Annotated in this window: 10 protein-coding genes and 1 tRNA gene; 5 read left to right on the top strand and 6 right to left on the bottom strand. The window is 68.8% G+C overall.

From position 1 onward, the window contains the following. Positions 1 to 106 precede the first annotated feature (106 nt). Positions 107 to 661 carry a tyrosine-type recombinase/integrase gene (locus AC5P1B_RS18795; RefSeq protein ID WP_493888444.1) on the top strand — a complete coding sequence of 185 codons (555 nt, stop codon included), beginning with the start codon at positions 107 to 109 and terminating at the stop codon, positions 659 to 661. 96 nt (positions 662 to 757) lie between these two features. Here AC5P1B_RS18795 and AC5P1B_RS18790 read toward each other — a convergent pair. The 3 genes from AC5P1B_RS18790 to AC5P1B_RS18780 all read right to left on the bottom strand — a co-directional run bounded on the left by AC5P1B_RS18790 (position 758) and on the right by AC5P1B_RS18780 (position 1,879). After that, positions 758 to 833: transfer RNA gene (locus tag AC5P1B_RS18790), tRNA-Arg, on the bottom strand. A gap of 253 nt (positions 834 to 1,086) precedes the next feature. Further along, positions 1,087 to 1,509, bottom strand: coding sequence for a hypothetical protein (locus tag AC5P1B_RS18785; protein ID WP_493888443.1), 423 nt, complete (start codon positions 1,507 to 1,509; stop codon positions 1,087 to 1,089). Positions 1,510 to 1,708: 199 nt separating this feature from the next. Then, positions 1,709 to 1,879: a hypothetical protein gene (locus AC5P1B_RS18780; protein WP_493888425.1), complete on the bottom strand. Its 171-nt coding sequence runs from the start codon at positions 1,877 to 1,879 to the stop codon at positions 1,709 to 1,711. A 441-nt stretch (positions 1,880 to 2,320) separates the two neighbouring features. Here AC5P1B_RS18780 and AC5P1B_RS18775 point away from each other — a divergent pair, with 441 nt between their 5' ends. Further along, positions 2,321 to 3,046 (top strand): TetR family transcriptional regulator, encoded by a 726-nt coding sequence (locus AC5P1B_RS18775; protein WP_493888424.1) that lies wholly within the window; start codon positions 2,321 to 2,323, stop codon positions 3,044 to 3,046. On the opposite strand, the gene AC5P1B_RS18770 is transcribed toward AC5P1B_RS18775, so the two are convergent. Continuing rightward, entirely contained in the window at positions 3,012 to 4,535 is a 1,524-nt protein-coding gene (locus AC5P1B_RS18770) for a M6 family metalloprotease domain-containing protein (RefSeq protein ID WP_493888442.1), read from the bottom strand. The genes AC5P1B_RS18775 and AC5P1B_RS18770 overlap by 35 nt on opposite strands. A gap of 1,239 nt (positions 4,536 to 5,774) precedes the next feature. Here AC5P1B_RS18770 and AC5P1B_RS18765 point away from each other — a divergent pair. After that, on the top strand, positions 5,775 to 6,449 hold the full coding sequence (locus tag AC5P1B_RS18765) for a TetR/AcrR family transcriptional regulator (protein WP_493888423.1): 675 nt from the start codon (positions 5,775 to 5,777) through the stop codon (positions 6,447 to 6,449). Between the two features lie 135 nt (positions 6,450 to 6,584). Beyond that, positions 6,585 to 8,093: an MFS transporter gene (locus tag AC5P1B_RS18760; protein WP_493888422.1), complete on the top strand. Its 1,509-nt coding sequence runs from the start codon at positions 6,585 to 6,587 to the stop codon at positions 8,091 to 8,093. 326 nt (positions 8,094 to 8,419) lie between these two features. Here AC5P1B_RS18760 and AC5P1B_RS18755 read toward each other — a convergent pair whose 3' ends face one another. Then, positions 8,420 to 8,932: a MarR family winged helix-turn-helix transcriptional regulator gene (locus AC5P1B_RS18755; RefSeq protein ID WP_493888421.1), complete on the bottom strand. Its 513-nt coding sequence runs from the start codon at positions 8,930 to 8,932 to the stop codon at positions 8,420 to 8,422. A 92-nt stretch (positions 8,933 to 9,024) separates the two neighbouring features. On the opposite strand from AC5P1B_RS18755, the gene AC5P1B_RS18750 reads away from it, so the two are divergent. Further along, positions 9,025 to 9,801, top strand: coding sequence for a dioxygenase family protein (locus AC5P1B_RS18750; RefSeq protein ID WP_493888420.1), 777 nt, complete (start codon positions 9,025 to 9,027; stop codon positions 9,799 to 9,801). Between the two features lie 204 nt (positions 9,802 to 10,005). Here AC5P1B_RS18750 and AC5P1B_RS18745 read toward each other — a convergent pair whose 3' ends face one another. Beyond that, the gene (locus AC5P1B_RS18745; RefSeq protein ID WP_493888419.1) at positions 10,006 to 10,668 is read right to left on the bottom strand and encodes a GNAT family N-acetyltransferase; all 663 of its coding nucleotides are present in this window, start codon (positions 10,666 to 10,668) and stop codon (positions 10,006 to 10,008) included. Positions 10,669 to 10,716: the final 48 nt, after the last annotated feature.

Here is a 10,716-nt window from a genome sequence, read left to right as displayed (position 1 = left end):
CATGGCCACACCTCACAAAGCACGGAATCACTTCCATCCCAACCGTGCCACAACGAGATCGTTCTGCAAGGACCCCTAAAGGGACACGGCAGAACAACGCCAGGCCCTGAAGGCTTACGACCACCCGTATACCGACTCCGGCAAGGTCTTCACCCAGCCCGACGGCCGACCTCACCACCCCAAGAACGTCTCCCAGGCCTTGGACCGCTTCATCACACGACTCGGCCTACCCCCGATCCGCCTCCACGACCTGCGCCACTGCGCCGCATCCCTCAGCCTCGCCGCCAGCCTCTCCATGAAGGCCATCCAGGCCCTGCTCGGCCACAGCAGCTACCAGCTCACCGCCGACACCTACACGAGCCTGATGCCCCAGTTCGAGCAGGCCTCAGCCAACGCCCCCCTCGACCTCGTGCCGCGCCGCAACGGCATCGAAAAGCCCACCGACGCAGAGCCACCAGCCACCGAGACAGATGCAACCCCCGTCGCAGCGGCTGCTCCTGCCCCAGGAGACGAGGGCGAGCGGCAGCAGATCCCGGAGAAGCAGGAACAAGAGGGGGAGCATCAGACCCCGGAGGAGCCGCAGGTCAGCCAGCCCTCCCGCAGGGGGCAGCTGCGCCTGGTGTCCTCCGTCCCCCGGAGCGGGGCCCCGGACGCAGCCTGACCGCGCTTTGTCCCCCGCCTGTCCCCCGGGCCACGAAAAAGCCCCCTCGGAGCGATCTCCGAGGGGGCTTCTTACCTTGTTATGCCTGGTCAGGCATGGTGCCCCCGGCAGGATTCGAACCTGCGACACCCGCTTTAGGAGAGCGGTGCTCTATCCCCTGAGCTACGGAGGCGGGAAGTGACCCGTGCACAGCGTAGCGGACGCCGGTCCGGGGCAGGACGGGTGAGGCGGGTGGTGGAGCTGTGGGTGGCCCGGTGCCAGGGGAGAGGCGAGCCGGGGCTGGGTCAAGGGCCGGAGCGGCAGTGCGGGTGCCGGGTGGTGGGGGCGCTGGGCTCGGGGTGGGGGCTCTGGCGGTCATCGCTTCTGGGCCCGTTAGAGGCCCGCGCTCGGTCGCGCTGGAGATGGCTGCGGTGATGAGACTGGGGTCAGCCGCCGAATTGCCAGGTGACCGTGTCGTTTGCGGTGATCAGGGAGATCAGTACGACCAGGTCGGCTACGCCGAGTGTGAGTCCGAGCAGGGCGCGGCCGCGGCGTTGGGTGCCTCGGATCAGGGCCAGGGCGGCCAGAACGATCGCGCACGGGCCGAAGACCACGTTGAAGACCAGCAGGCCCATCAGGCCCAGGACGAAGGCGGCGACAGCCATGCCGTCGGCGTCGCGGACGCGGTCGCGCGGCTTCCGCTTCGTGCGCGGGGTGTCGGTCGGACCTGAGGTTCCCGCCGAACCCGCCGAGCCTGCCGGCCCCGTGGTGTCAGTGGTGTTCGCGCGGTCCGTGGCTTTTGTGGTTCCTGTGGTATTAGCGGTGTTTTGGGTGCGGGTCGGGTTGGCTGTGTCCGTAGCGGCCTTGATGGCGGGCTTCGGCGTGCGGGTGGGCTGTTCGGTGGTGGTGGAGTGCTGGGCCGGGTTGGTGTGTGTCTCGGGGGCCGTGTCGGCTGTCGTACGGTCCCGGGTTACGGCGCTCACGGGGGAACTCCCTTCGCTGGTGGGGTGGTTCAGGTCGGTGGTTCCTGGTGGGAACGCGGACGGATGGGTGTGTCGGCGGCGCGCCTCAGTGGTGTGTCGTGTGCTGCTTGGTGCGCGCCAGGTGCTCACGGATGAAGAAGATGATGAGCCAGCCGCCGATGACGGCCGCCGCGGCGAGGAAGACAGGCAGCGAGGTGTGCGCTGCCGCGCCGACCACGACGCTCATCAAGAGGAAGAGTGCGACGAGGAGGAGCATGTCTGACCTTTCTCGGCGGATCGGTTGCGGGTGGATGATCGGGTCCGCGATCACGTTGTGCGATCGGGCTTTTGTGCGGTCGGTTCTTGGTGCGTCAGGTGCTGAGGTTTCGGCCCGTTCGATCCATGTTCGTGATCTACGTCCGTGGGTCTGGTTCGCCAGCCCGGTCATGCGGTTGCGCTGGTCCGTGAATCCGGTGGCGGGCCTTGTCTGCGAACCGGTGATGTGTGTCTTGTTTCGTCAGCCGGGCGGTCTGTGTCCTGTTCGTGAATCTGGTCGCGATCAAGGTGGGTGATCTGTGGTCCAGATCCGCGGTCACGGTTTTCGGTGTACCCGCGAACACGGCTCCGATGCAGTTTGGGTGAACAGTTGGAGTGACAACTGTTCACTGAGTTCAGTCTACGCTGGCCAAAGTGGGAGAACAGTTGTTTACTGAATGATATGAGTCACACCGTCGGGGTCAGGCAGGCCCAGAAGCAGAAAACCCGGAAAGCGCTCCTGGACGCGGGGCTGCGGCTGCTGGAGGAGCAGAGTCTGAGCAGCCTGGGGCTTCGGGAGGTCACGCGTCTGGTCGGCGTGGCGCCTGCCGCCTTCTACCGGCACTTTCGCGACATGGCCGATCTCGGAGTCGCGCTGGTGGAGGAGTCCCTGGGCAGCCTGCACGTGATGATCCGGGCCATACTCGCCGAGCAGCACGACGACGAGGAGCGGATCGGTGGCACGGTCGAGGCCGTCGCGCGGCACGTCCGTAACCACCCCGCCCATGTCCGTTTCATCGCCCGCGAACGCCACGGGGGCGTACGGCCGGTCCGGGAAGCCATCGCCGCTGAGCTGGGCCGCTTCGCCGACGAGGTCGCGGCCGCGTTCGGTGTGCAGTTGCAGGCCGACGGCTGGAGCGCGGAGGACATCCGGATGCTCGCCGAGCTGTACGTCGACCACATGGTGATGACCGCCGCCGCGTTCCTTGAGGCGGCTCCTGACCGTACGGAAACCGGTGACGGTGCGGAAAGCGGGGGTGCGCAGGGCGACGGTCAGGGACTGGCCGCCGCGAGCGAGCGCGTCGCAGCCGAATGGGAAGCGGCGGAGGCCGAGCGGCGGATCGCCGAGACCGCGCGCAAGCAGCTGCGGATCATCAGTCTCGGCCGCCGCCACTGGTGCGACGAGTGATCTTCACGTCGTAGTCACCGTGCCCGTCGCGACCGGTGACGGCGATGGTGACGCGCACGCCGTTCCGGGTGGTCGTGAACGACTGCCCGGGGGCGAACGTCGCATCGCTCAGCTCGGCGTGCACGTTCGGCTTGCGGGTGCAGCCGCGGGCGCCGACCGTGGACGGCGCGTTGCCTTCGCCGTTCGCCGGGGTGCTGTCCACCACCGTTACCGGCCCCTGGCCCGAGTCCTTGCTGGTGTCCACCCAGTAGATCAGGGCGCCCGGCTTGCACACGGCGGCGTCGTTGCCCTCGTTCGTACGGGCTTCGACGGCGTAGCCACCACCGTCCGTCACCGGCAGGAAGGCCAGCTTGGTGCCCCCGGAGCGGGCGAGCGGGCTGAGTTTGTGGGTGGACGTGCCAGGCTGGCGGGTTGCCTTGGCGTTGTCGGCGGCGCAGTCGATCTGCCGCGCGCCCAGCCAGCCCAGCTTCCACTTGTGCCAGGCCAGCACGTCGTTGCTGGCTCCCCAGTCCTCCGACATCAGGTCCCAGTGCCCCGCGCGGTCCGCACCGGACTGGGTGTAGAGATCAGGGAGCCCGAAGGCGTGGTTGTTCTCGTGCGGCAGTACGCGGTAGCCGGTCTCGCTCAACATGCCGGAGCCGTCGTCCTGTCTGCTGTAGACGAACGAGACGTTGGACAGCCGCACTCCGTCGGCACGTAGCGCCTCCTCGTTGTTCGCGAACGTCACCGACAGGACCGTCTGTGCGGCGGGCGGCCCCGCGTTGGGTGTCACCAGCACGTTGACCAGGTCGTACTTGCTGAAGTTCACCCGTGAGTCCGCGACCGACACGACGTCCTTCAGCAGCTTCCTGTACCCCGGCTCGTAGGGGCTGCCGCGCTCGATGCCGTACGAGCTGAACGAGCTCGGCATGCGCAGCCAGTGGCGAACAGGGGCCGTGGGGCGGTAGTCGAGCCGCCCGTACGAGCTACGCGCGAACCAGCGCGTCGTCTGGGGGAAGAACTCCTTGAACCGCTGCAGAGCCGTGCCCTCACCAGAGGTGCCCGGAAAGTCGATCATGAGGGTGAGAGCGCGTACCTTGCCGGTACTGCGGCTGAACGCCCCCTTCGTAGGGATGCCCTCCGACATCTGCGTGCCATGCCCTGGAGGAATGGCGCAGGGCAACCCGGCGGCCTTCGCGGCGTCCCCGGCCCGCCCCCGTGTCCCCGCCTCCGCCCCGCGCTTCGTGCCGGGCCCGGCGTCGCGCTCCGACGTGGCCTCTCTCGCGGCCCGGTCTTCGCCGTCCGTCCCGCCGTCCGTCCCGTCGTCCGCTCGCGCGTCCGAGTCGGCGTCCTTTTCCGTTCCCGTTCCTGGCGCGTGCGGATCAGTCACCCCCGGCGAGACCGGGTTGCGCGGGGACACGTCGGCTGCGGGAGGCAGCGGCGGATGGGCGGGAGGGCTCGCCCCGGAAGTGGAGGACAGGGCGGAGACGAGGGAGGAAGCCGCCGGCAGTGCGGCGGCGAACGCGGCCGCCGTGATGAGGGCGATGCGCCGCCGGCGGTTGGTGTCGGTGCGTATGTGCCCGGGAGTGGACTTGGTGGCCGAGGCCGGTGCGGCGGGGCCGGAGCCGGTGGCGGGGGCGGGTGCGGCGGGGGCGGACTCAGTCGTATCGCCGCCGGTGGATGGGGATGGGGATGGGGGTGGGGATGGAGAGACGGGGGTGGATATGGGGATGGCAGTGGATAGGGGGACGGGCGTTCCCGCGCCTGCTTCCTCGTCTGTTGCCGTCTCCGTGTCAGGGCTGGTGTCCGTGCTGCGGCGGGTGCTGGGGCCGGTATCGGGGTCCGTTCGCCTGCCCGTGTCCGTTTCCCTGCTCGTATCCGTCTTCGCGCCGGTACCTACGTCCGTCTCCGCGCCGGTACCTACGTCCGTCTCCGCGCCCGCGCCCGTGCGTATGTGGCCGGGCTCGTCCGTAGAGGCGCTCGGGGACGCGGGGGTCCGGGTGCGGGCGCCGCGCTTGGCGCGAGGATGCGGGTTGTGCGTCTGCGGGCTTTCCGTGCGGGGGATGTTCGGGCTGTCCGTGCGGGGGACGTTCTCTTCGGGGCCGTTCGCCCCCGGGCCGTTTTCGCTGGGCCGGTGATTCCGCATGCCGGTCGCCTCCGTGGCCAGGGCAGCCACGGCGGGGTGCGTGGGCTGCGCTGTGCCCTCACCTTCCGGCGATACGGTGACGACCGCGCGCGGTGTGCGCCCGTACGCGCGAAACCTGTGGGCCGGTCGAGTGCCATCCCGGCGGGGACTGGTTTACGTCACCTCGGCCCGGCGTCGCGACTCATGCCGCGGGCGAACTCGCCCCTGTGCGCGTGCCTGTGCGCGTGCCTGTGCGCGTACCCGTGCTCCGTGTGTGTGCCCGGTTGCGCCCGGTTCCCTCGCGCCGTGGGGGAGGAGGTTACGCGGACTCGCTCCCTCTGGCGTGCGGACCGGTCCGGCACAGGCGGTTTCTTCGCAGCCCGCCATCCGCCATCCGCCATTCGCCATCCGTTCTCGGCGATACGTCCCTGTTCATACCCCTGGCACCCCTCTTCGCTGGCCCCTCAATCCCTGCCTCACGCCACCTAAACCACTGTGCTGCGGGTCACAGGCGTTACAGGAAATATCCGGGGAGGGGGTCCCCGTTTAACCGGTGACTGGCCAAACGGGGACTCGGTCCCCGGAACGACGCGGGCCAGCCCGGAACCGGGAAGGAGAGCGGTCGTGACCACCACCAGCCACGTGAGGCATTCGCAGCCGCGACTGCGCGCTGACGCGCTGCGCAATCGGGAGCGGATCATCGCGGCGGCGCGGGAAGTACTCGTCGAGTACGGGGCGGAGGTCCCCCTCGATGAAATCGCTCGACGGGCTGGGGTCGGAAATGCCACGCTCTACCGGCACTTCGCGGACCGCCGTGAGCTGATCCACCACGTCACGCTCTCCGTCATGGACCGCATCGCCGAGCAGGCGGAGTCCGCTCAGACCGAGGAGCCGGATGCTTTCCAGGCGCTGCGGCGCTTCGTCCACGCGGCGGCCGACGAGCGGATCGGCGCGCTGTGTCCGCTGATTTCCCATACCGCTGACAAGGAACACCCTGACTTGCTCGCCGCACGTGACCGTCTCGACCGCTGCATCGAGTCGCTGATGAACGCCGCGCGCGAGACCGGCCAGCTCCGCACCGACATCGACGCCGGTGACCTGATGGTCGCAGTCACTCAACTCACACGACCGCTGCCCGGCTGGGGCGCCCACGGAACGGAACCTGGAGCAGGCTGCATGAACTTCGAACGGTTCGTGCACCGGCACCTCCAGTTGTTCATGGACGGCCTCGGGACCCCCGCCCGCTCCGAACTTCCCGGCTGCGCCGCGACTCTGGAGGACCTGCGCCCCAAGGACTGACAGAACGACAGAACTGAGAGACCTGAACCGCCGCCCCGCCGCACCTCCCCCAGTTTCGCGGCCGCGGGTGCCTCACGCGTAACCGGCTCGCCACGTCCCATTTTTTCACTCTCCGCACGCTAGGTAGGCCCACCCATGCCAGAAACGGCTCAGCACGTCGACCCCAGGCGCTGGAAAGCGCTGATATTCATCGCCCTCGCCCAGCTGATGGTCGTTCTCGACGCGACCATCGTGAACATCGCTCTGCCCTCGGCTCAGGAATCCCTCCACATTTCCGAGGGCAACAAGCAGTGGGTCATCACCGCCTACGCCCTCGCCTTCGGTGGCCTGCTGCTCTTCGGCGGCCGCCTAGCCGACCTGTGGGGACGCAGGCAGACCTTCATCATCGGCCTGCTCGGTTTCGCGGCCGCGTCCGCGATCGGCGGTGCGGCGGTCAACACCGGCATGCTGCTCGGCGCCCGCGCCCTGCAGGGTGTGTTCGGCGCGCTGCTCGCCCCGGCCGCACTGTCGCTGCTCGCGGTGATGTTCACCGACGCCAAGGAGCGGGCGAAGGCGTTCGGCGTCTTCGGTGCCATCGCCGGTGGTGGCGGCGCCGTCGGCCTGATCCTCGGTGGCGTGCTCACCGAGTACATGGACTGGCGCTGGACCTTCTACGTGAACATCCCGTTCGCCATCGTCGCCGTGGCCGGTGCGATCCTCGTGATCCGCGAGCCCTCGGAGAGCCGTAACCCGTCGAAGCTCGACATCCCCGGCGTCGTCCTGGCCACCACCGGTCTGGTCGCCCTGGTGTACGCCTTCACGCGTGCCGAGGAAGACGGCTGGACCGCGGGCGCCACGATCGGCCTGTTCATCACCGCCGTCGTGCTGCTGGCCGCGTTCGTCGCGGTCGAGGCCCGGGTCAAGAACCCGCTGCTGCCCCTCCGTGTCCTCACCGAACGGAACCGCGCCGGCGTCTACATGTCGCTCGGTCTCGCCGTGATCGGCATGTTCGGCCTGTTCCTCTTCCTCACGTACTACCTGCAGATCGTGAAGGACTACAGCCCGGTCACCACCGGTCTGGCCTTCCTCCCGATGATCGCCACCATGATCACCGGATCGACGCAGATCGGCGCTCGTCTGATGACGCGCGTTCCGCCCCGCCTGCTCATGGGTCCCGGCTTCCTGACCGCCGCCCTCGGCATGGGGCTGCTCACCCAGCTCGACACGGACACCTCCTACGTCGGCCTGATCCTGCCCGCGATGCTGCTGCTCGGCCTCGGCATGGGCACGGCGTTCATGCCCGCCATGAGCCTTGCCACGCACGGCGTCCAGCCGCGCGACGCGGGTGTCGCCTCCGCGATGGTCAACACCTCGCAGCAGGTCGGCGGCGCCATCGGTACGGCGCTGCTGAACACCATCGCGGCCAGCGCCACCACGGCGTACGTCAAGGACCACGCGGCCGGAGCGGAGTCTCTGCAGGCTCTGAAGCTGGACGCGCTGGTGAACGGCTACACGACCGCCATCACCTGGGCCGTGGTCATCCTCGTCGTCGCGGCGGGCATCGCCTTCACCTTCATCAACACCGGCCCGCAGAGCGGTCACTCCGCGGCGGCCTCCGGTGATGGTGCGGAGGACGAGGTTCCGGTTCCTGTGATGGCGCACTGAGCCACCTCGCTACCGCCAGGCCGGCTGTTCGGCCGGCCTGGCGAGAGGGAGAGTGAGTGAAGAACGGAACGGAAGCCGGATCGCATGAGCTGACGTGCCACGGAGCGTGCGCGGAAGCAGAACCAGAAGCAGAACCAGAAGCATGACTCAGGGCCCCCGTTGCCAGCGGGGGCCCTGAGTCTTTCCTGCTCCTTGCTGCCCGTTTCTTGCTGCCCGCCGCCGGCTTCCTGCCTGTTTCTTGCTTCCCGCTTCCCGCTTCCTGCCCTTGCTCGCGTGCTCCGGCGCTCCGTGCTTCCGGTTCCGCCCGCGACGCCGACCGCGCTCTCTCAGCGCAGCCAGGGAAGGTCCGCGTCGCCGCAGTCCGGTTGCAGTGCCTGGGCGATCGTTCCGCAGATCTCGCCGAGCTGGGTGACCTGTTCCGCGGACAGCCGGTCGAAGATGGCCGCGCGTACCGCTGAGACGTGGCCCGGCGCGGATCGCTTCAGCACCTCGTACCCCTCGTCCGTGAGAACCGCGTTCTGGCCGCGCTTGTCGGAGTGGCAGTCCTCGCGGCGCACCCATCCGTACTTCTCCAGCCGGGCGATGGCGTGCGAGAGACGGGACCGGGTGATCTTCGCGTTCCGCGCCAGCTCCGTCATCCGCAGCTGGCGTCTGGGCGCGCGTTCAAGCAGCACGAGGAGGGCGTAGTAGGTGTGCGGCATTCCCGCGTCGCGCTGGAGCTGGCGATCGAGGTAGTCCTCAAGGAGGGTCGCGGCCTGCATGTACGCCTGCCAGGTGTGCTGCTCCTCGTCGGTGAGCCAGCGCGGCTCGTCCTGTGGTCCGGTCGTCATGGCATCCACTGTTTCACTCGGGGTTCTTATTGAAAACTAAATAAGTGGCGGTTACAGTTAGAGTTAGCTTGAGCATTCAAGTACTTTCTTGTGGAGTCGCCATGCCTCGCATGCCTGCCCTCTATCTCAGCCATGGCGCGCCGCCACTCGCCGACGACCCGGTCTGGCCCAGCCAACTCAGTGCATGGTCCAACAAACTGCCGCGCCCGCAGGCCGTTTTGATGATCTCCGCACACTGGGAAGAGGCCCCGCTCGCCCTGAGCGCCACCGAGACCGTGCCCCTCGTCTACGACTTCTGGGGCTTCCCGGAGCACTACTACCGCGTGCGGTACGCCGCGCCAGGCGCCCCAGCTCTCGCGGAACGTGTACGGAAGACACTGCGCGCCGCCGGAACGCCGGTGCGGGACATCCCTGACCGGGGACTCGACCACGGCGCGTACGTACCCCTGGTCGAGATGTACCCCGCCGCCGACATCCCGGTCCTCCAGATGTCCATGCCGACCCTCGACCCGGCGCGGCTCATGGACATCGGCCGCAAGCTGGCTCCGTTGCGGGACGAGGGCGTGCTGATCGTCGGGAGCGGCTTCTTCACCCACAATCTCGCGGCGCTCCGTGACACGGGATCGGGCCCGCCCGGCTGGTCGGCGGAGTTCGACGACTGGGGGAGGAGCGCTCTGGACGCCCAGGATGTGGACGCTCTGCTCGACTTCACCCATAAGGCCCCGGCCGGACGGTTGGCCCACCCGCGTACGGAGCATTTTGCTCCGCTTTTCGTGACGCTGGGCGCGGCGGACGCGGCAGGGGACATGGGCAGCCAGCAGAGCGTGATCGACGGCTTCTGGATGGGACTGGCGAAGCGGTCGGTGCAGTTCGGCTGAGACGCGACGCGTCGGCGGGAAGGCGAGCGCCAGCGCTTGGTGCTCAGGGCTGAGGGCGCGCTGAGGGGCGCTGATGCGCGGTAGGCGGCTCGCGGCGCCCGTCAGGGGCGCGGTGGGGCGGCTCGCCGCGTCCGCTCGGGGCTCGTCAGCGGCCCGCGGGCCCGCTGGTCACGGTTCCCCGCCCGGCGCCTGCCGGCCGGGCGCTCACAGCGCCTTCTCGTACCAGGCCACATCCCAGTAGCGGCCGAACTTCCGGCCCACCTCGTGATGCGTCCCGATGTGCGCGAAGCCGAAGTGGGTGTGCAGCCGTTCCGAGGCGGCGTTCGGCAAAGCGATCCCGGCGTACGCGCGATGCACCGAGTCATTCCGGGCGGCCTCGTCGGCCAGCGCCTCGAAAAGGGCCTTGTAGAGGAGTGTGCCGGTGCCGCGCCCGGTGGCGTGCGGCGCGCAGTAGACGCTGACCTCGACGGATGTGCTGTACGCGGGCTTCGGCCGGAAGGGGCTGCTGGTCGCGTAGCCGAGAATCCGCCCCGTACGGGCCGATCGTGCGCCGTGCCGTGCGGCGGCCGCCTGGACCGCCGGCCTGCCCGGGCCGGGCGGCCTTGTGGGGCCTGCCGGGCGGGGCCCTGCCGGGCCGCGCGGGGCCGGTTCGTGGCCCGCCCCGTCACTCTCCTGAGCAACCAGAAGGCGGTGTACGCCGTCTACAGGGTGGGAACGCAGCCACGGACGGCGTTGTTCAGGAGTGAACGGCTCGACGTCAAAAGTGATGGTCGTCTCGCGGACATAGTGGTTGTAAATCTCAGTAAGGTCCGCGAGGTCACCCTCGACACCCGGCCTGACCTGCACTTCCCGATGACTCACTGGCATGTGGCCTCCCTTGCGGCGGGACAGGGTACTGCATGATCAGGAAAACGA

The organism is Streptomyces sp. A01, assembly GCF_059026195.1.
This window is presented reverse-complemented; position numbering and strand designations above follow the sequence as displayed.